This is a genomic window from Vibrio sp. B172a (assembly GCF_030248355.1).
Classification (GTDB): Bacteria; Pseudomonadota; Gammaproteobacteria; order Enterobacterales; family Vibrionaceae; genus Vibrio; species Vibrio owensii.
In genome coordinates this window covers 98,314-123,993 of the sequence record NZ_JAHGAC010000006.1, presented here as the reverse complement: position 1 = coordinate 123,993, position 25,680 = coordinate 98,314, and the positions used below count along the sequence as shown (strand labels likewise).

Annotated in this window: 26 protein-coding genes; 20 read left to right on the top strand and 6 right to left on the bottom strand. The window is 46.7% G+C overall.

The features are described 5' to 3' along the window. Positions 1-37: 37 nt before the first annotated feature. From tet(34) to pgpA, 13 genes are all read left to right on the top strand, one after another. Positions 38-502, top strand: coding sequence for an oxytetracycline resistance phosphoribosyltransferase domain-containing protein Tet(34) (gene tet(34) / locus KIT90_RS07955; protein ID WP_005440202.1), 465 nt, complete (start codon positions 38-40; stop codon positions 500-502). Between the two features lie 90 nt (positions 503-592). Continuing rightward, positions 593-1,840 carry an esterase FrsA gene (gene frsA / locus KIT90_RS07950; protein WP_041060356.1) on the top strand — a complete coding sequence of 416 codons (1,248 nt, stop codon included), beginning with the start codon at positions 593-595 and terminating at the stop codon, positions 1,838-1,840. Positions 1,841-1,958: 118 nt separating this feature from the next. Further along, positions 1,959-2,348 (top strand): sigma factor-binding protein Crl, encoded by a 390-nt coding sequence (crl, locus tag KIT90_RS07945; RefSeq protein WP_054824371.1) that lies wholly within the window; start codon positions 1,959-1,961, stop codon positions 2,346-2,348. A 122-nt stretch (positions 2,349-2,470) separates the two neighbouring features. Then, on the top strand, positions 2,471-3,610 hold the full coding sequence (gene proB / locus KIT90_RS07940; protein ID WP_005440196.1) for a glutamate 5-kinase: 1,140 nt from the start codon (positions 2,471-2,473) through the stop codon (positions 3,608-3,610). A gap of 15 nt (positions 3,611-3,625) precedes the next feature. Beyond that, positions 3,626-4,876 carry a glutamate-5-semialdehyde dehydrogenase gene (locus KIT90_RS07935; RefSeq protein ID WP_285376119.1) on the top strand — a complete coding sequence of 417 codons (1,251 nt, stop codon included), beginning with the start codon at positions 3,626-3,628 and terminating at the stop codon, positions 4,874-4,876. 126 nt (positions 4,877-5,002) lie between these two features. Continuing rightward, complete coding sequence (gene nrdR, locus KIT90_RS07930) at positions 5,003-5,452, top strand: transcriptional regulator NrdR (protein WP_005424846.1); 450 nt, start codon at positions 5,003-5,005, stop codon at positions 5,450-5,452. Between the two features lie 7 nt (positions 5,453-5,459). Further along, on the top strand, positions 5,460-6,584 hold the full coding sequence (gene ribD / locus KIT90_RS07925; RefSeq protein WP_285376116.1) for a bifunctional diaminohydroxyphosphoribosylaminopyrimidine deaminase/5-amino-6-(5-phosphoribosylamino)uracil reductase RibD: 1,125 nt from the start codon (positions 5,460-5,462) through the stop codon (positions 6,582-6,584). An 11-nt stretch (positions 6,585-6,595) separates the two neighbouring features. Next, positions 6,596-7,249, top strand: coding sequence for a riboflavin synthase (locus KIT90_RS07920; protein WP_005440188.1), 654 nt, complete (start codon positions 6,596-6,598; stop codon positions 7,247-7,249). 158 nt (positions 7,250-7,407) lie between these two features. Beyond that, positions 7,408-8,517, top strand: coding sequence for a bifunctional 3,4-dihydroxy-2-butanone-4-phosphate synthase/GTP cyclohydrolase II (ribBA, locus tag KIT90_RS07915; RefSeq protein ID WP_005440186.1), 1,110 nt, complete (start codon positions 7,408-7,410; stop codon positions 8,515-8,517). Between the two features lie 169 nt (positions 8,518-8,686). Beyond that, positions 8,687-9,157: a 6,7-dimethyl-8-ribityllumazine synthase gene (ribE, locus tag KIT90_RS07910; RefSeq protein WP_005440184.1), complete on the top strand. Its 471-nt coding sequence runs from the start codon at positions 8,687-8,689 to the stop codon at positions 9,155-9,157. Beyond that, positions 9,157-9,624 carry a transcription antitermination factor NusB gene (gene nusB / locus KIT90_RS07905; protein WP_005440182.1) on the top strand — a complete coding sequence of 156 codons (468 nt, stop codon included), beginning with the start codon at positions 9,157-9,159 and terminating at the stop codon, positions 9,622-9,624. The genes ribE and nusB overlap by 1 nt, the downstream gene beginning before the upstream one ends. Before the next feature lie 78 nt (positions 9,625-9,702). Further along, positions 9,703-10,668 carry a thiamine-phosphate kinase gene (gene thiL, locus KIT90_RS07900; protein ID WP_285376114.1) on the top strand — a complete coding sequence of 322 codons (966 nt, stop codon included), beginning with the start codon at positions 9,703-9,705 and terminating at the stop codon, positions 10,666-10,668. Between the two features lie 58 nt (positions 10,669-10,726). Continuing rightward, complete coding sequence (gene pgpA / locus KIT90_RS07895) at positions 10,727-11,230, top strand: phosphatidylglycerophosphatase A (RefSeq protein WP_005440178.1); 504 nt, start codon at positions 10,727-10,729, stop codon at positions 11,228-11,230. Positions 11,231-11,320: 90 nt separating this feature from the next. Here pgpA and dxs read toward each other — a convergent pair whose 3' ends face one another. Genes dxs through xseB form a run of 3 tightly spaced genes read right to left on the bottom strand, consistent with a single transcriptional unit; the run spans position 11,321 to position 14,355 of the window. Further along, positions 11,321-13,186 carry a 1-deoxy-D-xylulose-5-phosphate synthase gene (gene dxs / locus KIT90_RS07890; protein ID WP_285376111.1) on the bottom strand — a complete coding sequence of 622 codons (1,866 nt, stop codon included), beginning with the start codon at positions 13,184-13,186 and terminating at the stop codon, positions 11,321-11,323. A 20-nt stretch (positions 13,187-13,206) separates the two neighbouring features. Then, positions 13,207-14,091: a (2E,6E)-farnesyl diphosphate synthase gene (gene ispA, locus KIT90_RS07885; RefSeq protein ID WP_005440174.1), complete on the bottom strand. Its 885-nt coding sequence runs from the start codon at positions 14,089-14,091 to the stop codon at positions 13,207-13,209. 21 nt (positions 14,092-14,112) lie between these two features. Then, positions 14,113-14,355, bottom strand: a complete 243-nt coding sequence (gene xseB, locus KIT90_RS07880) for an exodeoxyribonuclease VII small subunit (protein ID WP_005427560.1) — start codon at positions 14,353-14,355, stop codon at positions 14,113-14,115. Positions 14,356-14,620: 265 nt separating this feature from the next. Between xseB and pomA the strand changes: the two genes are divergently transcribed. The 7 genes from pomA to rlmM all read left to right on the top strand — a co-directional run bounded on the left by pomA (position 14,621) and on the right by rlmM (position 21,513). Further along, a complete protein-coding gene (gene pomA / locus KIT90_RS07875; protein ID WP_005440154.1) occupies positions 14,621-15,382 on the top strand; it encodes a flagellar motor protein PomA in 762 nt (253 codons plus the stop codon). A 15-nt stretch (positions 15,383-15,397) separates the two neighbouring features. After that, a complete protein-coding gene (locus KIT90_RS07870) occupies positions 15,398-16,342 on the top strand; it encodes a flagellar motor protein MotB (protein WP_285376109.1) in 945 nt (314 codons plus the stop codon). A gap of 200 nt (positions 16,343-16,542) precedes the next feature. Then, the gene (gene thiI / locus KIT90_RS07865) at positions 16,543-17,991 is read left to right on the top strand and encodes a tRNA uracil 4-sulfurtransferase ThiI (protein WP_032802606.1); all 1,449 of its coding nucleotides are present in this window, start codon (positions 16,543-16,545) and stop codon (positions 17,989-17,991) included. 521 nt (positions 17,992-18,512) lie between these two features. Beyond that, complete coding sequence (locus KIT90_RS07860) at positions 18,513-19,433, top strand: transcriptional regulator GcvA (protein WP_009705628.1); 921 nt, start codon at positions 18,513-18,515, stop codon at positions 19,431-19,433. After that, on the top strand, positions 19,414-20,037 hold the full coding sequence (locus KIT90_RS07855) for an alpha/beta family hydrolase (RefSeq protein ID WP_285376106.1): 624 nt from the start codon (positions 19,414-19,416) through the stop codon (positions 20,035-20,037). Before KIT90_RS07860 ends, KIT90_RS07855 begins: the two co-directional genes overlap by 20 nt. Continuing rightward, positions 20,027-20,425, top strand: a complete 399-nt coding sequence (locus KIT90_RS07850; protein WP_005440144.1) for a DUF423 domain-containing protein — start codon at positions 20,027-20,029, stop codon at positions 20,423-20,425. The genes KIT90_RS07855 and KIT90_RS07850 overlap by 11 nt, the downstream gene beginning before the upstream one ends. After that, positions 20,422-21,513, top strand: a complete 1,092-nt coding sequence (rlmM, locus tag KIT90_RS07845; RefSeq protein WP_020196461.1) for a 23S rRNA (cytidine(2498)-2'-O)-methyltransferase RlmM — start codon at positions 20,422-20,424, stop codon at positions 21,511-21,513. The genes KIT90_RS07850 and rlmM overlap by 4 nt, the downstream gene beginning before the upstream one ends. Before the next feature lie 77 nt (positions 21,514-21,590). On the opposite strand, the gene xni is transcribed toward rlmM, so the two are convergent. The 3 genes from xni to KIT90_RS07830 all read right to left on the bottom strand — a co-directional run bounded on the left by xni (position 21,591) and on the right by KIT90_RS07830 (position 25,593). Beyond that, a complete protein-coding gene (xni, locus tag KIT90_RS07840) occupies positions 21,591-22,373 on the bottom strand; it encodes a flap endonuclease Xni (RefSeq protein ID WP_199483108.1) in 783 nt (260 codons plus the stop codon). Between the two features lie 58 nt (positions 22,374-22,431). After that, positions 22,432-23,808, bottom strand: a complete 1,377-nt coding sequence (gene ppnN, locus KIT90_RS07835; protein ID WP_038896248.1) for a nucleotide 5'-monophosphate nucleosidase PpnN — start codon at positions 23,806-23,808, stop codon at positions 22,432-22,434. Between the two features lie 219 nt (positions 23,809-24,027). Beyond that, positions 24,028-25,593 (bottom strand): diguanylate cyclase, encoded by a 1,566-nt coding sequence (locus KIT90_RS07830; RefSeq protein WP_009705632.1) that lies wholly within the window; start codon positions 25,591-25,593, stop codon positions 24,028-24,030. Positions 25,594-25,680 lie beyond the last annotated feature (87 nt).

The following is a 25,680-nucleotide window of genomic DNA, read 5'->3' as shown; positions in this document are numbered from 1 at the left end:
GAGGGGATGCATATTTTGAAATTATTAGGTTATTACAATGAGTAAAAAATTCATTATCACTTGGGATGCGATGCAGTCTTACTGCCGTGAACTGGCTGAGAAACAAATGCCAGCTGAGCAATGGAAAGGTATTTGGGCGGTAAGCCGTGGTGGTCTAGTTCCTGGTGCAATCCTAGCGCGTGAACTGGGTATTCGTCACGTTGATACTATTTGTATCTCTAGCTACGACCACGATCACCAGCGTGATATGACAGTAGTTAAAGCACCAGAAGGTGACGGCGAAGGTTTCCTAATCGTTGAAGACCTAGTAGATAGCGGTGACACAGCACGCAAGCTACGTGAAATGTACCCGAAAGCGAAACTTATCGCAGTATGTGCTAAGCCTGCAGGTGTTGAGCTACTAGATGATTACGTAGTAGACATCGCTCAAGACACTTGGATCGAGCAACCTTGGGATATGTCTATCCAGTTTGCTGAGCCAGTGAACCGTAAGCAAAAATAAGTTTGCACTAAGAATATTGAGAAATGCCCCTTTATAGGGGCATTTTTTTTATTATTATTACGCTATCGCAACCAGCCTAGAGTTCTTCCTATGCCAGAAGACGTCAGTAAAAACCTCTCCGAAACTTTGTTTGTAAAACACAAGCAAGCGAAAGAAACCTCCGCACTTACTCAGTACATGCCGACCAGCCAAAAGATTCTTGATGAGCGAGAAGAGCATGGCGACCGTGCTTGGTATCGCCACTTAAGACGCCTTCAATGGGCGTGGCAAGGTTTGTCACCAATCGAAATGGAAAGTGTTCTGTCTAAGATTGCGTCGTCCAAGCATTCGCGTACCGAAGACCAGTGGCTCGACACTGTCATGGGCTACCACAGCGGCAACTGGACGTTTGAATGGATCAAACTGGGCATGGAACACCAGCGCCGTGCGGGTGAAATGAAGGGAGAAGAGGCTGCTGATGAACTGTTTACGGCATCACTGTGCTTCAGTATTGCGGGCTACCCACATTTAAAGAACGACAACTTAGCGGCTCAAGCTCAAGTGTTGGCAAACAAAGCTTATACCGAAGGTTCTGAGAAAACTCAGTACGTTATCAAGCAGATCGAAGTGCCTTACCAAAAGCGCAAGATCATCGCGAACTTACACCTTCCACGCACAGATAAACAACTTCCTGTTGTCATGGTCAGTGCGGGACTGGATAGCTTGCAAACCGACATGTGGCGTTTGTTCCGTAACCATCTTGCGCCAAAAGACATTGCGATGTTGACCATTGATATGCCATCGGTCGGCCACAGTTCGCATTGGCCTTTAACGGAAGACTCAAGTTGTCTGCACCAAGCTGTGCTCAATGAGTTGTTCTCTTTACCTTGGGTTGATCATCATAAGGTGGGCTTGATTGGTTTCCGCTTCGGCGGCAATGCGATGATTCGTCTTTCTTTCGTTGAGCAAGAGAAGATCAAAGCGTGTGTAGCATTGGGTGCGCCGGTGCATGATCTATTTACCTCACCGAAGAAACTGCAGCAGATGCCAAAGATGTATTTAGATCTGCTGGCGTCTCGTTTGGGTAAGAGCGCCGTGGACATCAATAGCATGGCAGGTCAGATGATGGCGTGGTCGTTGAAGGTACAAGGCTTTTTGAGCAGCCGCAAAACTAAGGTGCCAATTCTTGCGCTGAGCTTAGAAGGCGACCCTGTTTCACCGCACAGTGACAACCAGTTGGTTGCGCTGTTTAGCCAATATGGGCAGGCAAAGAAAATCAGTTCCAAGACAATTACAAAAGGTTATGAGCAATCCCTCGATTTGGCCATAAAGTGGTTGGAGGAGGAATTATTAAGATGACAAATCTCCTAATTTAGTTAAGAGTGATATAGATGAGCAAAAAATAAGCTCATGATAATTAAAAATAATAATCATTCTTGGATAGCTCAATATCCTTACTATGGAAACGGAGATTCTTATGTCAGAGACGACTCAAGGGCCGACTCACTTTCGCTTGATGTCAAAGTTGAAGGCGATAGGTCCTTACCTGCGCGAACCACAATCACAAGAAGGGCATTACTATTTTGACTGCCTATCTGTCTGTGTTGACGATAAAAAGTCACCAGAAAAACGTGAATTTTGGGGCTGGTGGATGGACTTGGAGTCCATTGAAGGTGGCTTTACGGCAAAATACCACATCGGTAAATACAACAAAGAAGGGGATTGGAGCTCAGAACCATTGCCAGATAAGGTGACAGAAGAAGTGTACCTCACTCAGAGTACCTTCCATCAAAAGCTTATCGATACAGTGGCTGAGCATTTCAAACTGGAAGTGGAATATCACACAGAATCGTTTGATTTCGCCTAATTTGGCTGTTTTCTTCCTCTATAAGACAAAAAGGTGCGTTTTCGCACCTTTTCTGCTTGTTAAATCCCCATTTGATTGCTAAAACGTTCACTCTTTATTTGTTTTTCATTTCAGAAGACATCATGACAACGAATCAACAGAATGCAGTTATTTCACAACCACAAACCGTCGTTGTGAAACTGGGTACAAGTGTGCTGACAGGCGGCACTTTGGCGTTAGACCGTGCTCATATGGTAGAGCTGGCTCGTCAATGTGCTGAACTAAAGAAACAAGGCCATTCAGTAGTAATGGTTTCGTCTGGTGCAATTGCAGCAGGCCGTGAGCATCTTGGATACCCCGCACTGCCCAACGCGATGGCGAGCAAACAGTTGCTTGCAGCCGTTGGCCAGAGCCGCTTGATTCAAACATGGGAGTCTTTGTTTGGCATTTATGGCATCAAAATTGGTCAGATGTTGTTAACTCGTGCTGACTTGGATGATCGTGAGCGTTTCCTAAACGCACGTGACACCATTAATGCTCTGGTAGCAAACGACATTATTCCGATCGTGAACGAAAACGATGCAGTTGCGACAAACGAAATCAAAGTTGGTGACAACGATAACTTGTCTGCTTTGGTGGGGATTTTGTGTGGTGCAGACAAATTACTGCTCCTGACTGACCAAAAGGGCTTGTTTACCGCAGACCCACGTAAAGATCCGAATGCTGAGCTGATCAAAGAAGTGAAAACCATCGATGATACTTTGCGTAAAATTGCGGGTGGTAGTGGCACTACGCTAGGTACAGGCGGTATGGCAACCAAACTTCAAGCGGCGGATATTGCTCGTCGTGCAGGTATTGAGGTCATTATCGCTGCGGGTAGTGCGCCAAATGTTATCTTCGATTCATTGAGTTCGGAGCCACAAGGCACGCGTTTCTTACCTTGTTCAGAAGCACTAGAAAACCGTAAACGTTGGATCTTAGCTGGTCCTGCGGCATCGGGCGACATCATTATCGATGATGGTGCAGTGAACGCCGTTGTGGGTAAGGGCAGCAGCCTACTTGCAAAAGGCGTTGTAAAAGTCAGTGGTGATTTCGCTCGTGGTGAAGTTGCACGTGTGACAAACGCACAGGGTAAATTGGTTGCTCGTGGTATTAGCGCCTACTCAAGTGAAGACCTAGCCAAAATTGCCGGTAAGCACAGTAAAGACATCATCTCTATTTTGGGTCATGACTACGGCTCAGAAGTGATTCATCGCGATGATCTTGTCGTCATTCAAGAATAGATTGAGGGAAGCAAAGTGGATTTAACGAATATGGGTAAAGCTGCCAAAGATGCAGCTTTCGAATTGGCGACAGCGTCAACCGCACAAAAGAACCAAGCACTAGCGATCATCGCTGATGAGCTAGAAGCAAATGCAGCAACGATTTTGGCTGCAAATGCAAAAGACATCGAACTCGGCCGTGAAGCGGGTCTAACCGATGCGCTACTAGACCGTCTTCTACTTAACGAAGAGCGTTTGACAGGCATTGCTAATGACGTTCGTAACGTGATCAGCCTAAACGATCCTGTGGGCAGCGAAATTGACAGTAAAGTGCTAGAAAACGGCATGTCTCTGTCTCGTCGTCGCGTACCACTGGGTGTGGTCGGTGTGATTTACGAAGCGCGTCCGAACGTAACCATCGATATCGCAGCACTGTGTCTAAAAACAGGCAATGCAAGCATCCTACGCGGTGGTAAAGAGACGTTCTTCTCTAACATGGAGTTGGTGAAAGTTATCCAATCAGCATTGGCTAAAGCGAACTTGCCAGCAGCTTCTGTGCAGTACATTGAAAAGCCAGACCGTGAGTTGGTTTCTCAACTACTTAAGCTTGATGATTACGTTGATATGATCATTCCACGCGGTGGTGCTGGTCTGCACAAAATGTGTAAAGAGAACAGCACAATTCCGGTGATCATTGGTGGTTTTGGTATCAGCCATATCTTCGTTGATGAATCTGCGGATTTAGAGAAATCTCTGAACGTAGTTGAAAACTCGAAAGTTCAACGCCCATCTGCATGTAACTCACTAGACACTTTGCTTGTACATGAAGATGTTGCGGCGCAATTCCTACCAATGATCGTAGAGCGCATGAACGATAAAGTGACCTTCGTGGCAGAACCAAAGGCAAAAGCACTGATGGCTCAAGCAACACATATTCGTGATGCAGCGGAAGGTGACTTTGATACGGAATGGCTAAGTTACACACTTGGCGTGAAAGTGGTTGCAGACGTGAAAGAAGCGATCGACCACATGCGTGTTCATAACGCGAGCCACTCTGATGCGATCATGACCAACAGCTTGGTGAACTCAGAATTGTTTATCAATTCTGTCGGTTCCGCAGCGGTTTATGTAAACGCAGCTACACGCTTCACTGACGGTGCGCAGTTTGGTTTGGGTGCTGAAGTGGCGGTATCAACTCAGAAGCTGCACGCACGTGGTCCAATGGGTTTAGAAGAGCTAACCAGCTACAAATGGGTTGGTAAAGCAAACTACCTAGCACGCAGTTAACAGAAACTGTCTGTTATTGATTGAAAAGGGGCTGAGATGCCCCTTTTTGTTTTCTCTAACATAGCAATTCCGCTACACTAGTCTTGCTTTTGGGACTACCCCAATCGCATGCTATTTGGAGGTGATATGCATTGTCCTTTTTGTTCTGAGAATGATACAAAAGTAATTGATTCCCGCTTAGTTGCGGACGGCCATCAGGTTCGTCGCCGTCGCCAATGTTTGGCTTGTAGCGAACGTTTTACCACGTTTGAAACGGCCGAATTGGTGATGCCGAAAGTGATTAAGTCTAACGGCAACCGTGAACCGTTCGACGAAGATAAAATGGTTGGTGGTATTCAACGCGCACTAGAAAAGCGCCCAGTTAGTGCCGATTCAATCGAGCTTGCAATCAGCATGATTAAGTCTCAGCTGCGTGCAACGGGTGAACGTGAAGTACCAAGTGAGATGATTGGCAATCTAGTGATGGATCAACTGAAAGAGCTGGATAAAGTCGCTTACATCCGTTTCGCATCGGTTTACCGCAGCTTTGAAGATATCCGTGAATTCGGCGAAGAAATTGCTCGCCTAGAAGACTGATTGAATCATGGCTCAACAATCTCTCTCTTCAGAATTTACCCCTCAAGATTTCGAAATGATGTCGCGTGCGCTCAAGTTGGCGAAACGCGGCATTTACACCACAGCACCTAACCCTAACGTAGGCTGCGTTATTGTCCGTGACGGTGAGATAGTTGGCGAAGGTCATCATCACCGAGCGGGTGAACCTCATGCTGAAGTCCATGCAATGCGTATGGCGGGTGATAAAGCCGAAGGTGCAACGGCTTATGTGACATTGGAGCCTTGCTCTCACTATGGTCGCACACCGCCTTGCGCTGAAGGGTTAATCAATGCCAAAGTGACTCGTGTTGTCTGTGCGATGGAAGACCCAAATCCGAAAGTTGCAGGACGTGGTTTCCAAATGCTGCGTGATGCTGGGGTAGAAGTTCAGGTTGGCTTGTTAGAAAACGAAGCCATTGAACTGAACAAAGGCTTCATCAAATTTATGCAAACGGGCATGCCATACGTTCAGCTAAAAATGGCGGCCAGTTTAGACGGACAAAGTGCGCTCAGCAATGGCCAGAGCCAATGGATCACCTCCCCAAAGGCTCGCCAAGATGTGCAGCGTTACCGTGCATTGAGTGGCGGTATTCTCTCAACCAGTAAAACAGTGATTGATGACAATGCATCACTGAACGTGCGTTGGGACGACTTGCCTAACAGTGTGAAAGCGCACTATCCACAAGATGAAGTTCGCCAGCCTCCTCGTGTTATTTTGGATCGTCAGTCTCAACTTAGCGATGATCTAAAGCTATTTAATACTGACGGTGAGCGTATTATTGTTAGCCAAGGTGGCGATATTGCACCTGAGCTAGATAAAAACGGTCAAGTCGACTTGGCGGCAACACTTAAAGCGGTCGCAAGCGTATCTCATATAAACCATTTGTGGGTTGAAGCAGGAGCGACACTCGCGAGCTCACTAATCAAAGCTAACCTTGTAGATGAACTGATCGTTTATCTTGCGCCTAAGTTGATGGGCAGCGATGGTCGAGGGTTAATTGGCGCGCTTGGCCTGACTGAGATGGCGCAAGTTATCGACTTAACTATTACCGACGTTCGAATGGTGGGTGTGGATATTCGCATCACCGCAACCGTCAAACGCAACCAAAGCTAGAAAGAAGCATTATGTTTACAGGAATTGTAGAAGCAGTTGGCAAACTAACTGCGATTACGCCAAAAGGCGAAGACATCACCGTAACGGTAGAAGTTGGCAAGTTGGATATGGCTGACGTGAAGTTAGGCGACAGTATCGCTACTAATGGTGTCTGCTTGACGGTCGTAGACTTCGGTAGCAACTATTACAGTGCAGACTTATCATTGGAAACGCTGAACAAAACAGGTTTTGCTGCATACCAAGTTGGCGATAAAGTGAACCTAGAAAAAGCCATGTTGCCGACGACACGTTTTGGTGGTCACATTGTTTCTGGCCATGTTGATGGCGTGGGTGTGATTGTTGAACGTAACCAAGTGGGTCGTGCGATTGAGTTTTGGGTAGAGATGCCTGCCGAAATCACTAAGTATGTCGCAGAGAAAGGCTCTATCACGGTAGACGGCATTAGTCTGACGGTGAATGACCTACGTAAGAATGGTTTTAAACTGACGATTGTTCCTCACACCAGTGAAGAAACGACCATCGATCAGTTCCAAGTTGGCCGTAAAGTGAACCTAGAAGTGGACGTATTAGCTCGCTACATGGAACGCTTGTTACAAGGCCAAAAGGAAGAGACGCAAGAATCCCGCATCACGATGGAATTCTTGCAGCAAAATGGTTTTGCTTAAGCGAAGCAGACCATAATCACAGAACGTTATCAGGTTAATTGACTTAATAAAGGTTAGGTTCAAACTCGTTGCTAACTAAAGCCAGCATCCATGCCTAACCAAGACGTTAAACACATTGCTGCTGCAATAAGAAATTTTTGAATAACGGGAAACAGAATATGCCTATCAGCACGCCACAAGAAATTATTGATGATATTCGCGCGGGCAAAATGGTCATCCTAATGGATGATGAAGATCGTGAGAACGAAGGTGATTTGATCATGGCTGCCGAGCACATTACGCCGGAAGCTATCAACTTTATGGCTACGCATGGTCGTGGCTTGATCTGTCTTACTATGACAAAAGCTCGTTGTGAAAGCCTAGGTCTTCCACCGATGGTGCAAGACAACAACGCGCAATACACCACGAACTTTACCGTTTCTATTGAAGCGGCTGAAGGTGTAACAACGGGTATTTCTGCTGCTGACCGTGCTCGCACTGTTCAAGCTGCGGTTGCGCCAAACGCGAAAGCGGCTGACCTAGTGCAGCCGGGTCATATTTTCCCTCTTGCAGCCCAAGATGGTGGCGTTCTAACTCGTGCTGGTCATACAGAAGCGGGTTGTGATTTGGCTCGTCTTGCTGGATTTGAGCCGGCATCGGTTATCGTAGAAATTCTAAATGACGATGGCACGATGGCACGCCGCCCAGACCTAGAAGTGTTTGCAGAAAAACACGATCTTAAGCTAGGCACCATTGCAGATCTTATTGAATACCGCAACAACACAGAAACAACGATTGAACGCGTTGCTGAGTGTGCGCTACCAACGGAATTTGGCGAATTCACGCTTGTGACTTACAAAGACACGATCGACAACCAAGTACACTACGCAATGTGTAAAGGTGATTTAGCATCTGAAGCGCCGTTGGTTCGTGTTCACCTCCAAGACGTATTTACGGATGTGCTTCGCAGCGACCGTAATGCAGAGCGCAGCTGGACTCTTGAGAAGGCAATGAAACGCATCGGTGAAGAAGGTGGTGTATTGGTTGTCCTTGGCAACGAAGAGTCAACAGACCTGCTTATCCATCGCGTGAAAATGTTTGAAGCACAAGACAAAGGCGAAGCGCCAACGTTAGCGAAGAAGCAAGGTACATCTCGCCGTGTTGGTGTTGGTTCGCAAATCCTTGCTGATCTAGGCATCCACGACATGCGTCTGCTTTCTTCTACTAACAAGAAATACCACGCACTTGGCGGATTTGGTCTCAACGTCGTTGAGTACATCTGCGAATAATTACCAAGCGATCCGTTCCTAGTCGTCAGCTCACTTAGCATAGTGGTGGCTAGGAACTCGTGATTCGTCTCCAATTTCCATTAGATATTGCTCACAAATTTGTGATAGAATCCGGCGATTCTCACTTGATGAACAATTTTCACTTATAAATAGAGTTAAAGGAAAGCTTATGAAAGTGATCGAGGGTGGCTTCCCAGCGCCAAATGCAAAAATTGCTATCGTTATTTCTCGCTTCAACAGTTTTATTAACGAAAGCCTACTTTCTGGTGCGATCGATACACTAAAGCGTCACGGACAAGTAAGCGAAGACAACATCACTGTTGTTCGTTGTCCAGGTGCCGTAGAACTACCTCTAGTAGCTCAACGTGTTGCTAAAACTGGTAAGTACGATGCTATCGTATCTCTAGGTACAGTAATCCGTGGCGGTACTCCACACTTTGATTATGTTTGTAGTGAATGTAACAAGGGTCTTGCACAAGTTTCTCTGGAATACAGCCTTCCAGTAGCATTTGGCGTATTGACTGTTGATACTATCGATCAAGCGATTGAACGCGCAGGAACCAAGGCTGGTAATAAAGGTGCAGAGGCTGCACTAAGCGCACTTGAAATGATTAATGTACTATCTGAAATTGATTCCTAATGGGGGCCAGTGTGAAACCAGCCGCACGTCGTAACGCACGTCAATTCGCGCTACAAGCGATCTATTCATGGCAAATTACTAAAGATAATGTTGCCACGATCGAAGAACAGTTTTTGTCTGGCGACAAATACGATGAAGAAGAACTTCACGCATCTGAGCCTGCACTAGCTGCTCCAGAAACAGACGTAGCTTACTTCCGTGAACTACTAAGCGGTGTTGTACTTAGCCACTCTGAGCTAGATAGCAAAATCCGTCCATACGTGTCTCGTCCAATGCAGGACCTAGACATGATGGAACTTGCTCTTCTTCGCCTTGCTATGTACGAGATGACTCGTCGCGAAGATGTTCCTTACAAAGTGGTAATCAACGAAGCGATTGAACTTGCTAAAGTATTCGCGGCAGAAGACAGCCACAAATTTGTGAATGGTGTGCTAGATAAAGCGGCGCCACACGTACGTAAGAAATAACGATTTCTTCATTAAAAAGGTCAGCACATGCTGACCTTTTTTGTATCAAAAACTTTTACATCAAAAAGTCAGTGAACAATGTCTGGTGAATTCAGTTTAATCGATAAGTATTTTGTTGGGCGTCAAAGCCAGCGTAAAGACGTACACCTCGCTGCGGGTGACGATTGCGCGTTAGTAAAGGCCCCTGCGAATGTGCAGATAGCTATTAGTACCGATACGCTGGTGGCGGGGACTCATTTTCTCGCAGAGGCGAATCCTGCTTGGGTCGCTCACAAAGCGCTTGCCTCTAATATCAGTGATTTAGCGGCAATGGGAGCAACGCCGGCTTGGGTCAGTTTTGCATTGACGATGCCAGAGCCTGACGAAGCATGGTTAGCGCCTTTCTGTGATGCGTTTTTTGACCTAGCTGATTACTTCGGGATTCAGTTAATTGGCGGTGACACGACAAAGGGGCCATTAAGTCTAACCTTGACGGTGCAAGGTTTTGTACCTGAGGGTAAAGCTCTTACTCGCTCAGGGGCAAAAGTCGGAGATTGGGTCTACGTGACGGGTAACCTTGGCGATGCGAAAGCGGGGCTCGATGTTGTGCTCGACAACACATTACGCACTCGAGTTGCTGCGCCAGAGTTAGAGAAGGCACATTATCTCAGTACGCCTCGAGTTTTAGCAGGGCAAGCGTTAGTTGGACTCGCTTCGTCGGCGATTGATATCTCTGATGGTTTGATTTCTGATATTAAACACATTCTTAAGCGTTCCGAGGTTGGAGTCAGTTTGGATGTTTCCCAACTGCCAATATCTTCAGAATTGGTTCAGTTTTTAGATGATAAGGTGAGCGCGCAGCAGTATGCTTTATCCAGTGGTGAAGAATACGAACTGTGCTTTACCGTGCCAGAACAAAACCATGGCTCACTAAAAAGTGCTTTGTCGCATACTGGGTGTAAAGTAACGTGCATTGGTCAGATACGACCAAAAGGTACGTTTGAGCTGCATGATAACAATCAACCTCTTGATTGGGATCTCAGTGGCTTTGACCACTTCAAATGATCTGAGCTAGGCTCTAGCCTAAGATTGAAACCAAACTCGTAGTATAGGTTTAAAGGAAATGACCAACCCTCTCTCTCTGATTTCATTAAAGAACCCGTGGCACTTATTAGCGACAGGTTTTGGTAGCGGCTTATCGCCTGTTGTTCCAGGCACCATGGGGACGCTTGCGGCGGTTCCATTGTTCTTGTTGCTTGCTCAATTGCCTTTCCCTATTTATGTGGTTGTTGTGCTTATCTCTTGTTTGGTTGGCATTAAAATTTGTCAGGTGACATCCGATGATATGGGTGTGCACGACCATGGTTCGATCGTGTGGGATGAATTTGCAGGTTTTTGGATTACCATGAGTTTAGTACCTGCATTGAATATTCCGCTAACAGAGTGGAAATGGTTACTCACCGGTTTCATCTTGTTCCGCTTCTTTGACATGGTAAAACCGTGGCCAATCGGTTGGTTAGATAAACGTGTTCACGGCGGCTTAGGTATCATGATTGATGATATCGTGGCGGGCATTATGGCGGGTATCGCGCTGTTCTTAGTGGCGAAATACGCAGGTTGGATGTAATACCTATCTTTAAAGAGCTAAAGCGACAGACAAACAAAAGGGATGCTATGGCATCCCTTTTCTGTATTTACTTCGTTGTATTACGTTCGCTTATTTGGCTAAGTAATCGTTGATCGACTTCTCGATGCCTTTCGTATCTAAGCCAAGCTCTTCGTGTAGCTCGTCTTGTGTGCCTTGAGGAACGAAGCGATCTGGCAAGCCAAGGTTGAGTACTGGCTTGATGATCTTATCTTTCATCATAAACTCAATCACACCCGCGCCAGCACCACCTGCAATCGCGTTTTCTTCTAGTGTAACTAGAACATCATGCTCTGCGGCTAGTTGACGAATCAAGGCTTCATCAAGTGGCTTCACAAAGCGCATGTCTGCTACCGTTGCGTTTAGGTTTTCAGCCGCTTCTAACGCGTTACCTAAGAAGGTACCGAAGCTGAGAATTGCCACTTTTTCACCTTTACGAACGATACGACCTTTACCGATTTCAAGTGCAGTGAAGTCTTTTTCGATTTCTGTGCCCATACCGCTACCGCGTGGGTAACGAACGGCACTTGGGCCTGTATGCTTATGGCCTGTGTACAGCATCTGGCGACATTCGTTTTCGTCGCTTGGAGCCATGATCACCATGTTTGGGATACAACGCATAAAGCTTAAGTCGAACGCACCTTGGTGAGTTTGACCATCTGCACCAACCAGACCAGCACGGTCGATAGCGAACATCACCGGCAAGTCCATAATCGCAACGTCGTGGATCAATTGGTCGTAACCACGCTGTAGGAAGGTTGAGTAGATCGCAACGATTGGGCTATCACCTGCAATCGCCATACCGGTAGCAAGTGTCACAGCGTGTTGCTCTGCAATGGCAACATCGAAGTATTGGCTTGGGTACTCTTTCGAGAAACGCACCATGCCAGAGCCTTCACGCATCGCTGGTGTGATTGCCATTAGCTTAGGATCTTGAGCGGCCATATCACATAGGAAATCACCAAAGATCTTAGAGAAGGTAGGCTTACCGCCGCTGCTCTTAGGTAGGCTGCTATGTGATGGGTCAAATTTTGGTACGCCGTGGTAGCCGATCGGATCCTTCTCTGCTGGCTCATAACCTTTACCTTTCTTGGTCATGATGTGCAGGAATTGAGGGCCTTTTAGCTCACGCATGTTTTTCAGCGTTTTGACGAGTTCATTCACATCGTGACCGTCGATTGGGCCGATGTAGTTAAAGCCAAGCTCTTCAAACAGAGTTCCTGGTACCACCATGCCTTTCAGATGCTCTTCAGTACGACGCACCAACTCTTTAATTGGTGGAACGCCAGACAGCACTTTCTTACCGCCTTCACGGATAGAAGTGTACAAGCTGCCAGAAAGCACTTTAGCAAGATGGTTGTTCAGTGCACCGACGTTTTCTGAGATCGACATTTCGTTGTCGTTCAGAATCACTAGCATGTCCGGATGAACGTCACCAGCATGGTTCATGGCTTCAAATGCCATACCTGCTGTAATCGCACCATCACCAATCACACTCACGACTTTACGACCTTCACCTTCTTTTTGCGCACTGATGGCCATGCCAAGACCAGCACTGATAGAAGTTGAGGAGTGACCAACAGAAAGGGTGTCGTATTCGCTCTCTTCACGCCATGGGAATGGGTGAAGACCGTCTTTCTGACGGATAGTTGGCATCTGATCACGACGACCAGTGAGAATCTTGTGTGGGTAAGCCTGATGGCCCACGTCCCAGATCAACTGGTCAACAGGGGTGTTGTAAACATAATGCAGAGCTACGGTTAGCTCTACCGTGCCTAAGCCAGACGCTAAGTGTCCGCTAGACTGACTCACTGAATTTAGCAGATACGTGCGTAGTTCATCGCACAAAGTTGGCAATGTTTCTTTCGGAAGAAGACGCAACTCCTCCGGTGTATTTGCTAACGCCAGTGTTGGGTACTTTGAAATATCAAGAGTCATATAAATGCGCGCTTATAGTGTTAGTTCTTGCGCTCGATGACATATCGGGCGAACTCTTCGAGTAACTGAGTATTGTATGGGATTGCTTCCAATGCTTGAAGCGCTTCCTGTAGCAGAGTGTGAGCTTTCTCCATTGCTCCCTCTAAACCCAGCAACGATGGATAAGTGCTCTTGTTCAACTCTTGGTCTGAACCTTGAGGCTTACCCAGTGTTTCAGTGTCACTGATGATATCAAGAATATCGTCTTGAACCTGAAACGCCAGACCGATCGCTTTTGAGTAACGTTCTAAGTGTGGCAAAACTTCTAGGCCTTTTTCACCAGCGGCTAAAGCACCTAATTTTACCGCACAGTTAATCAGCGCTCCGGTTTTATTGCGATGAATTTCTTCCAAATCTGCGAGAGAAACACGACGATTTTCTGCACCTAAATCCAACGCTTGTCCAAGACACATGCCGCTCGCGCCAGACGCTTGCGCAAGTGCCTGTACCATTTTTATACGCTGGCTTTCAGCGTTCGGATTCAGTTCACCTTCTGCAAGGATAGTAAAGGCAAGAGTTTGGAGGGCATCGCCGGTGAGAATTGCTGTCGCTTCATCAAATTTGATGTGGCAAGTAGGTTGTCCACGGCGCAGTTCGTCATCATCCATCGCAGGCAGGTCGTCATGGATAAGAGAGTAGGCGTGAATGCACTCAACCGCAGAAGCGGGAGTGTCGAGATCTTCTGGCTTACAACCCAGCATTTGACCTGTGATGTACACAAGAAATGGACGAACACGTTTTCCGCCTAGCAACAGGCCGTATTTCATCGCTTGAATCAGCGGCTGTTCTTGATGAGGAAGTTGCTCCAGCCACAGGTTTAATTGTTGGTTATTTCTTTGTTGATAAGACGTCAATGTCTCTTGCATCACATTGCTCACTACTGATAATTATTCTGACTCAGGGTTGAAGTCACTCAGTGGTGCTTCATCATCTTCGCTAAGAAGAATGCTTACGCGCTGCTCGGCGTCGCTCAGTTTAGTTTGACCAGCACGAGCCAGTGCAATGCCACGTTCAAATTTACGTAGAGCATCATCTAGGGCAAGATCGCCATTCTCTAGTTGATCAACCAAGCTATCTAGCTCTTCAATGGTCGCTTCGAAGGTCATGTTTTCTGGTTTCTTGACCGCCATCTTTTATCTGCCTTAATCAAGCCTCTAATAGAATGCACGCAAGTTACCTTAGCCTACTAAGTTGGTCAAATTTAACCTTACATAATTGTCACAAAATTAGCGCTCAACGGGTCTGATAAGACAATCTCGATCATTTAGTTCGAGCCTAAACGATCATTTTGTGATGTATTGACCAAGATTTTTCTAAAAAAACTGTTCTAGTTGTCGATACAAGTAATAATTCGCCTGACTAGGCAATATTTGAGTATAGCGAGAGGAGTGCTTTGTGGATTTAGCAACCCTAATAGGTTTGATTGGTGGTTTTGCATTCGTCATCATGGCGATGGTGCTAGGTGGCAGCATCAGCATGTTCATCGACGTCACCTCAATCCTAATCGTCGTTGGTGGTTCAACGTTTGTAGTATTGATGAAGTTCACCATAGGGCAGTTTTTCGGCGCAACCAAAATTGCGGGCAAAGCATTCATGTTTAAAGCGGACGAGCCGGAAGACTTGATCGCGAAGATTGTAGAAATGGCAGACGCAGCACGTAAAGGCGGCTTCCTTGCTTTAGAAGAGATGGAAATCAACAACAGCTTTATGCAAAAAGGCATCGATTTGTTGGTGGATGGCCATGATGCAGACGTGGTGCGTGCCGCGCTACAAAAAGACATTGCGCTAACTGACGAGCGTCACACCCAAGGTACTGGTGTATTTCGCGCATTTGGCGATGTAGCGCCAGCGATGGGGATGATTGGTACGTTAGTTGGTCTGGTTGCCATGCTTTCGAATATGGATGACCCAAAAGCGATCGGTCCTGCGATGGCGGTTGCCTTGTTGACCACGCTTTACGGTGCGGTGCTTTCTAACATGCTGTTTTTCCCGATTGCGGACAAATTGTCACTGCGACGTGATCAAGAAACGTTAAACCGTCGCTTGATCATGGACGGAGTGCTCGCCATTCAAGATGGTCAAAACCCGCGAGTTATCGATAGTTACCTGAAGAACTACCTCAACGAGGGCAAGCGCGCCCTTGAGATTGACGACTAATCTGGAGGTCATCTGATGGATGAAGATAATAAATGTGATTGTCCGCCACCCGGTCTCCCCCAGTGGATGGGGACATTCGCTGACTTGATGTCATTGCTGATGTGTTTCTTCGTACTGCTGCTTTCGTTTTCGGAAATGGACGTACTGAAGTTCAAACAGATCGCGGGGTCGATGAAGTTTGCTTTCGGTGTTCAGAACCAACTTGAGGTGAAGGACATTCCAAAAGGCACCAGCATCATTGCCCAAGAGTTTAGACCGGGTCGCCCGGAACCAACGCCAATTGATGTCATCATGCAGCAGACCATGGACATTACCCAGCAGACGTTAGAATTTCACGAGGGGGAATCTGACCGAGCGGGTGGCACTAAGCGCGACCAAGGCAAGTTAACCGGTGGTCAATCACCAGAAACGTCAACGCAAAACAACCAATCGGCGGAATCAGACATGCAACAGCAGCAGTCTGAGCAAACTTCGCAAGAGATGGACACCTTGATGGAAAGCATCAAGAAAGCGTTGGAACGTGAGATTGAGCAAGGAGCCATAGAAGTTGAAAACCTTGGTCAGCAGATAGTAATTCGAATGCGTGAGAAAGGTGCTTTCCCAGAGGGTTCTGCGTTCTTACAACCGAAGTTTAGACCGTTAGTGCGTCAAATCGCGGAATTGGTCAAAGATGTCCCGGGAATTGTTCGAGTATCAGGTCATACGGATAATCAACCGCTGGATTCTGAACTGTACCGCTCTAATTGGGATCTGTCGTCGCAGCGTGCGGTGTCGGTTGCCCAAGAAATGGAGAAGGTTAGGGGGTTCTCGCATCAACGCTTACGCGTGCGTGGCATGGCAGATACTGAGCCATTGGCCCAAAACGATTCGGATGCAAACCGAGCGCTAAACCGCCGCGTTGAAATCAGCATCATGCAAGGCGAGCCACTCTACAGTGAAGAAGTGCCAGTAATTCAATAACCAAACATTTGTTCTTATACTAAAAGCGAGCGTTGGCTCGCTTTTTTTGTCTTTCCATTTCGCTTGGGTGTATAATCTTGCGCCTTTAAAAGTGAGCTCACAAAGCTGGGTGTGAACAACTCATGATGTTGTTGCGTATGAACACCTAGTGCGGAGTTTTCACTCATTGTTGATTGCGAACCTAACCTGCGAACTAGACTATGAAATTTATTGTAAAGCCCCATCCAGAAATTTTTGTAAAAAGTGAATCTGTGCGTAAGCGCTTCACAAAGATTTTAGAGTGCAACATTCGTAACATCGTTAAGAGCCGTACGGAATCTGTCGCGGTATTCAACCGTCGTGATCACATTGAAGTGACCTCTGAGAGTGACGAGTTTCACGCTGAAGTTTTAGAAATCCTGACGCACACGCCAGGTATTCACCACATTCTTGAAGTAAAACAAACCGAATTCAAAGACTTGCACGACATCTTCGAGCAAGTGTTGGAGCTAAGCGGTTCACTGATCGAAGGTAAAACTTTCGTTGTGCGCGCTAAGCGTCGTGGCAAACACGATTTTACTTCTATTGAACTGGAGCGTTACGTAGGTGGCGGTCTTAACCAAGCGGTAGAAAGCGCTCGAGTTAAGCTAAGCAAGCCAGACGTAACAATCAACGTTGAAGTGACTAACGACAAGCTAAACCAAGTGTTGGCGCGTCATAAAGGTCTAGGTGGTTTCCCACTAGGTACACAAGAAGACGTACTGAGCCTTATCTCAGGTGGTTTCGACTCTGGTGTTTCAAGCTACCTACACATCAAACGTGGTTCAAAAGTACATTACTGTTTCTTTAACCTAGGTGGTCCAGCACACGAAATCGGCGTTAAGCAGGTCTCTCACTACCTATGGAACAAATACGGTTCTTCAGCAAAAGTACGTTTCATCTCGGTTGATTTCGAACCAGTAGTGGCAGAAATCCTAGAGAAAGTGGATGACGGCCAAATGGGCGTGATTCTGAAGCGTATGTTCATGCGTGCAGCTGGCATGATCGCTCAAAAGATGAAGATCGAAGCTTTGGTAACCGGTGAAGCGCTAGGTCAGGTATCAAGCCAGACACTAACGAACCTACGCCACATCGACAACGTGACAGACACGCTGATTCTTCGTCCGCTAATCAACTGGGACAAAGAAGACATCATCAACCTAGCGCGTGAAATCGGTACAGAAGACTTTGCGAAGACAATGCCAGAATACTGTGGTGTTATCTCTAAAAAGCCAACTGTGAAAGCGGTGAAAGGCAAGCTAGAAGCAGAAGAAGAGAAATTCGACTTCAGCATCCTTGAGCAAGTGGTTCAAGAAGCTCGCATGATGGACATCCGTGACATCGCGAAAGAATCTGAGCAAGCGGCACCAGAAGTTGAGCAAGTACAAGCAGTAGAAGGCGATGCAATCGTATTGGATATTCGTAGCCCTGAAGAGGAAGACGATAGCCCACTAGAAATCGATGGCGTTGATGTGAAACACATTCCATTCTACAAGCTGGGTACTCAGTTTGGCGATCTAGACCAAGCTAAGACATACCTACTGTACTGTGACCGTGGTGTGATGAGCCGTCTGCAAGCGCTTTACTTGCAAGAACAAGGCTTCAACAACGTGAAGGTTTACCGCCCATAATCGTGTTGTAAAACAGACAGTCACAAAAGCGCAAATTGAGAAATCAGTTTGCGCTTTTTTCGTTCTAGCGCACGCAAAATTATTCTTTGTGAAGTGATAAGATTGACCTCAATCGCATCCTTCGGAATTTGTATTGATATAACGATAATTAATCCGAAATGAGAACGGAAAAGTGATGCTGATGCCATTTTCTGAAGGAAGAAGAAGGTGAGATTTTTTAGATAAAAAAACACCGCCTAATAAGGCGGTGCAAGAAATTTGACAGACAGGTCAAAATAAATACAGGAAGTATCTGTTTTGTCACAGGGAGTGTGGACAAAACATATGGTAGAAATCTACCTAACTCGAAATACGAGTTTGCAAACACAACATCGCAACAACGAAGCCAATTGATTCACAAATGGAATCAAGCCGTTCAGGCTCGTGTTGCGGGATGAAATATAGAATTTATCTGGCTGTTCGGCAACGGACATTTTATAATGTTTCAGATAAAAAAAACTAATCCTACTTGAGGTCCCATAATGTCTCGCAGATTGCCTCCGTTGAATTCGCTTCGCGTTTTTGAAGCGGCTGCTCGTCATCTCAGTTTTACCCGTGCTGCTGAAGAGCTATTCGTTACCCAAGCGGCAGTAAGTCACCAAATAAAAGCGTTAGAAGAGTTCTTATCTTTGAAGCTTTTCCGTCGCCGAAATCGCTCTCTCTTGCTTACCGAAGAAGGGCAAAGTTACTTCCTAGACATTAAAGATATCTTCACTTCGATTGCAGAAGCGACCGATAAGGTATTGGAACGTAGTGAAAAAGGTGCATTGACCATCAGTTTGCCACCAAGCTTTGCTATTCAGTGGTTGGTTCCGCGCTTGGCTGATTTTAACGCGCAAGAACCGGACATTGATGTACGTATTAAAGCGGTAGATATGGACGAAGGTTCACTGACCGATGATGTCGATGTTGCTATCTATTATGGTCGCGGTAATTGGCCTGGTTTGCGTGCCGATAAACTCTACCAAGAGTTTTTGATCCCACTTTGTTCACCTTCGTTACTTTTAGGTAACAAACCATTAGAATCTCTAAGTGACCTTAAATTGCATACCTTGTTACATGATACCTCTCGTAAAGATTGGAAGCAGTTTGCTCGTCAGCACAATATTGAAGGTATCAATGTAAATCATGGCCCTATTTTCAGCCACTCGACCATGGTGCTTCAAGCGGCTGCGCACGGACAAGGTGTCGCACTTGGAAACAACGTATTAGCCAAACCTGAAATGGAAGCGGGACGCTTAATTGCGCCATTTGATGAGGTGTTGGTGTCAAAGAATGCCTTCTATGTAGTGTGTCACGAACAGCAAGCGGACATGGGACGTATCGCAACGTTTAGGGACTGGATGTTGGCCACTGCAAGAAAAGAACAAGAGGAAGTATTGGATGAGCCATTGGATAGTTGAGGGACCTGAAAACGGACCGCTATTTATTTTTGCTCACGGCGCTGGTGCGGGCATGGAACACGATTTCATGTCTGCCGTTGCCAAAGGATTAGTTGAGCAGGGCATACGCGTGGTGCGTTTTAATTTCCCTTACATGGTTAAGCGAGCGGAAGACGGCAAGAAGCGTCCACCCGATCGTGCACCAAAGCTTCTGGAAGCTTATGAAGAAGTGATCACTCACTTTGCTTCTCAACCTATTGTTATTGGTGGCAAATCGATGGGTGGTCGCATGTCGAGCTTGCTTGCCGACAATGAGCTGGTGGCGGGCATTGCCTGTTTAGGTTTTCCTTTTCACCCTCCAGGCAAGCCAGAGAAATACAAAGGCGAGCATCTGGCCAAAATTGAAAAGCCAACCTTAATTCTACAAGGTGAGCGCGATACATTCGGCAAGCGCGAAGAATTCGACGGCTTTGCGTTGTCAGAGCAAGTGCAAGTGCGCTTTTTGCCCGATGGTGACCACAGCTTTAAGCCTCGTAAGAGTTCGGGTTACACAGAAGCAGGCAACATTGCCTCGACGGTCGAGCAGTTAGCGGCATTTATTAAAGAGGTGTACCGTGAAAAGTAAGTGGTTACTCTCGTTTACTGGTCTTTCTGGCTTAACCTCGGTGGCGTTAGGTGCATTTGCAGCGCACGGTTTGAAAGCTAAGTTATCCCCTTATTTGTTGGGCGTGTTTGAAACCGGCGTTTTGTACCAATTCATCCATACTTTAGCTATCGCATTGTGTGCCATCTTGCTGCTGTTGAATTTGGGACAAAAAGCACAAAAGTATTTTTTCATCGCCGCGATTTGCTTTATCATCGGCATCTTTTGTTTTAGCGGCAGTCTTTACGCGCTGGCGCTGACGGGCATTAAGTGGTTTGGACCTATCACTCCTATGGGAGGGTTCTTGTTCATGATCGGTTGGTGTCTGTTCTTTTTTGCTGCGTTTAATATCAAAGAGGTCTCCAAGTGAAACAACTAATGCTCTATTGCCGTTCTGGCTTTGAGAAAGAGTGTGCTGGTGAAATTCAGGACAAAGCGACACAGTTGGAAGTGTATGGCTTCCCTCGTGTGAAGAAAAACTCAGGTTATGTTGTCTTCGAGTGTTACCAAGATGGAGACGCAGACAAGCTTGCTAAAGGTTTGGACTTTAGCGCCCTGATTTTTGCACGTCAGATGTTTGCTGTGGCGGCTGAGTTTGAAGCGCTACCAAGCGACGACCGCATCAGCCCAATCCTTGCTGAACTGTCAGAAATCGAAGAATTCCCACGTTGTGGCGATCTGCGCATTGAAACCCCAGACACGAACGAAGCAAAAGAGCTGTTGAAGTTCTGCCGTAAGTTCACGGTACCAATGCGTCAAGCGATGCGTGGTAAAGGTCTGATGTGGAACAAAGACAACGCGAAGAAGCCTGTGCTGCATATTTGCTTTGTGGCTCCGGGTCATTGTTACGTCGGCTACTCATACCCGGGCAACAACTCGCAGTTCTTTATGGGTATTCCTCGCCTTAAGTTCCCAGCAGACGCGCCAAGCCGTTCTACTTTGAAACTAGAAGAAGCATTCCACGTCTTCATTCCTCGTGAAGAATGGGATGAGCGTTTAGCGCCAGGTATGTGGGGTGTTGACCTAGGTGCTTGTCCGGGCGGTTGGACTTACCAATTGGTTAAACGTTCGATGTTCGTTCACTGTGTGGACAACGGCATGATGGCGGATAGCCTAATGGAAACGGGTCAAATCAAGCACCACATGGTGGATGGCTTTAAGTTTGAACCAGACCGTAAGAACGTTACTTGGATTGTGTGTGACATGGTTGAGAAGCCAGCACGCGTTGCGCACCTTATGGGGCAATGGCTGCTAAAAGGTTGGGCGAAAGAAGCGATCTTCAACTTGAAGCTTCCAATGAAAGGTCGTTACGATGAAGTGCTGCAAGATCTTGAAAACCTAAAAATGTTCCTGATTGAGAACAAGGTGAAATTCAAGCTGCAAGCTAAGCATTTGTACCATGACCGCGAAGAGATCACGATTCACATTCAGTGTTTGTCCAACATCTCTCCGCACTAATCTACGCATTAGTATACGATAGAGTAGAAGCAAAAAAGCGCCTGTAATAGGCGCTTTTTAATGTCTGAAGTTGGCTGCTATTGCGCTTTATTTGGTCCGGTAAAGCGAATGTCTTGTAGGTTAAAGCCGAGTTCGATATCGCATTTCAACGCCGCAACTCTTTTACATAAGCGGGCTGACTCAATATGTTCATCAAACTTCTTACGATATTTCGGTACCAGCTCTTCGCTCGCGTACGCGGCTTCAATGTCTTCGAATTGAGTTAAGATCTCTTTGGCTGCTTTAGGGCCAACACCCGGAATGCCCGGAACTTGGCTTGAGCTGATTCCCGTCAACCCCCAATAATCCGCAAGCTGAGATGGTTTTACGCCAAACTCTTTTTCGATAAACGGTTCATCTAGCCAGCGGTGTTGGAAGTAATCTCGGATCTGAAGAGTCGGGGAGAGCAGCTGGCAATAGCCTTTGTCGGTCGAGACAATCGTGACTTTTTCACCGTGACTCGCGACTTTGGTTGCAAGGGTCGCAACGAGATCGTCTGCCTCATCACCTTCAGACAGCAGTGAATCAATGCCTTGTTCCCACCACGCTTGTTGAATGGCGTCTAAGCCTTGCATCAATGGTTCTGGCATAGGTTTACGGTTCTGTTTGTAGTCTGGAAGGATTTCTGCGCGCCAACCTCGGTCTTGTTCGTGATGATCGAATACCGCAATGATGTGCGTCGGCTGCGCTTCAGACAGAATGCGAGTCAGGGTTCTACCTGTAGTGGTGATGGTTCTTGCTATGTCAGTTGGATCAGGTTGCGCTGAGTGCACGCGGCGAATCAGGTTTAGGGCATCAATGATAACAAGATGAATAGACATAATGACTTAGCAATAAAAAAGGGGCGTAATGCCCCTAGTGTAACCAAAGCTGAGTTATCTATCGACCACCATTTTCCTTATGGGCAATACGGTAACATGGCTCGTAAGCAGTACCGCCTGGTAGTTTCATGCGGTGTTGCTCTACGAAGTCTTTCAATAGCTTGTCGAGTTTGGTCATCAGTACCGGGTCACCGTTGATGGTGAATGGACCTTTGCGTTCGATCTCTCGAATCCCTTCCGCTTTGACGTTACCCGCAACGATGCCAGAGAAGGCTTGGCGAAGACTTGCAGCCAGTACTTGCGGTTGTTGGTTCAAATGCAGATCTAGACTTGCCATTGCCTCATGAGTTGGTTCGAATGGTAGCTGGAACTCAGGCTCTATTTTCAACGACCAGTTAAAGCTGTATGCGTCGCCTTTCTCTTTACGATGTTGGCGAACATCATCCATTGAACGTTTCATGATGCGCGCCACTTCCGCTGGGTCATCAATCACGATTTGGTAGTGCTTCTGACCTTCTTCACCTAATGTATCGGCAATAAACGCATCGATAGAGCGGAAGTAAGCTTCACTCTCTTTCGGGCCGGTTAAGACGATCGGCATAGGTTGGTCTGCATTTTCTGGGTGCATCATGATACCCAAGATGTACAGCAGCTCTTCGGCAGTACCAGGGCCACCCGGGAAGATCACGATGCCGTGCGCCATACGAACGAAGGCTTCGAGGCGTTTCTCGATGTCTGGCATGATCACCAGTTCGTTCACGATTGGGTTTGGTGGCTCAGCCGCAATGATTGAAGGCTCTGTTAGGCCAAGGTAGCGTTGCTCACTGTAACGCTGTTTCGCGTGACCAATTGCCGCACCTTTCATTGGGCCTTCCATCGCACCCGGACCACAACCAGTACAGATGTTTAGTTCACGCAGGCCAAGTTCGTTACCCACTTCGCGTGTGTATTGGTATTCGGTCGCGTTGATCGAGTGACCACCCCAACACACCACTAGGTTAGGTTCAATGCCCGGCGTTAGTGCACCAGCATTGCGTAAAATACCGAACACGAGGTTGGTAATGTGCGTGGCATTGGTGAGGTTCAGACGCTGGTTATCCGCGAGGTGCATGTTGACATACACGATGTCACGGAGAACCGAGAACAAGTGCTCTTGAATGCCTTTGATGATCTCACCATCGACAAATGCGTGTTCAGGTGGGTTGGCTAGTTCAAGTTTGATACCGCGCTCACGACGTACGACGTTAACATCGAACGAAAGGTATTTGTCTAATAGCTCTTTTGAGTTATCGGTGTGGCTGCCGGAGTTGAGGACCGCAAGTGTACAGTTACGGTAGAGCAGATAAAGCTCACTTGATGCGGTTTTTTTAAGACGTTCAACTTCCAGTTGTGATAGCAGATCCATGCTACCTGCGGGGCTTATATGGGTAATCATAAGGCCTCCTTGCTAATGCGTTCTTTTGAGGGAATAAACCAACTCACCTACTTAGCTTGTACGTATCGTTCTACTCAGTGGTTGGCAGACTTTGTTTTATAGCGTTTAAACAGCTTAGCAGACTAAAAGAGGAGAAACGTGATAACCCGTTGAAAATTTGAGGCAATATGACAGAACAAGACGTAAAAAGCGTTTGTTTGGTTGTTTTTTAAACGCTTTTTAACCCCAGTTCACCTGATTACCGCCGCGCTGCTTGGCGTCTTTGAGCATATTGGCAAGGCGATCTAATACGTATTCAGGGTTGTCCGCTTCTTTAAAGCAAGTAGAGACGGCCGTGAGGGTGATCATGATGTTCTGTTCACGGAACTTGAATGGTAATTTGCTGATGTCGCGCTGGATGTTTTTCATCAGCTCAAGTGTGTACTCTTCTGTTTGCTCTGGGATGAGTAAGATAAACTCTTCACCACCAAAACGAGCCACGGTTTCTGTATCAGCGACGCGTTTACTCATGGTGCGAGCAATGATCTTGAGTGCTTTATCGCCAGCGGTGTAGCCATAGCTGTCGTTAACCGCTTTAAAGTTATCAACATCAAACAGAACCACACGAAGATTTTGCTGTGAGCGAATCCAACGACGGTATTCCAACTCTAAGCGATCATTGAAAGCGGCACGGTTGTATACCTTCGTCAAAGGGTCTAACAGCATGCGTTGTGCTTGGTCTTCCAAGCGGCGACGGTAGTCTTGAGTTGTTTCAAATACCGCTTCCAGCTGATTTTTGCTGTAGCTTAAGCGTTCTTGAAGGGCTTGTTCGCGCTCTTCGGTCATTCTTAAGCGTTCAGTCAAAGAGGCCATCTTAGCCAGCAATGGTGATACTTCACCTTTCAACTCTTCGAGATCTTGCGCGTGTTCGAGAGATTCTTGGCTGCGTTCAACCAAAGTGGTCATCTCTGAGTTCAGCTCTTGGCGATGTTCAAAGTAGGTTTGATGCTGGTCGACGTTTTGATGAACCGTTTTTAGGTTGCTAGACAGTGAGGTGTTCAACTGCTCTAAGAACTGCTCTGATGATTTGCGCTCGTACTTAGTCGCTTCTACGACCAATTTGAGGGTGTTTAAAGTCAGTTCGATCAGAGATTCTGCGTTAACCCCCAACAGCAACTTCGCTCGGATATCCAACAGTTGGTCGCCAGACTCACCTTCAAAATCGAGTTCGGTGATGGTGTGCTGCAAGTCGCTTGCAAGACACTCTAGTTGGGACTTATCTGGGCCGTGTTCTAATTCACCAAGGTTAAGGCGAGAATTGGAAGTGATGATCTTGAGCGCGCGCTCGTAGATGCTCAGTAGCTTGGTGGCTTGGTCAACTTTCTTGCCTGCATGAACTTCAGAAAAGCTCATCAGATTGCGCAATTCACGTTTTAGCTGCGCAGGCAATCCGGTGATACGTTGAAGCGTTTCACCACTGTGTTTGATTTGTTCGTCGAGATAACCGTTTTGTTTTTCCATCGCCTTAGACTGCTGTTTGAGCATTCTTTCTAGCACTGCTAAGCGAGGTATCAGCGTACTGACATCTTTTTGATGTTCCAGTTCTTGCTGAATTTCGCGCAGGTAGTTGGTTACTTGAGAGTTTGAACCCTGACAAGCAGAAGACAATGATGCCACAACTCGCTTAAGAACTTGCTGCTCACGTTGAAATTTGAGCGAAGTATCACGATGAGTCAGCCTGAGTTGGTCAAGTTGACAACTCAGCTGATGAAGCTGCGACTGAATATCGGATTCCAAGATTCCCATGAAGTGACTACGGTTAAGTCCATGTACTACTGACGATTATTTGATAATAACAAAAAACTTTATAGCGTCATCACTGATCACGCTCAA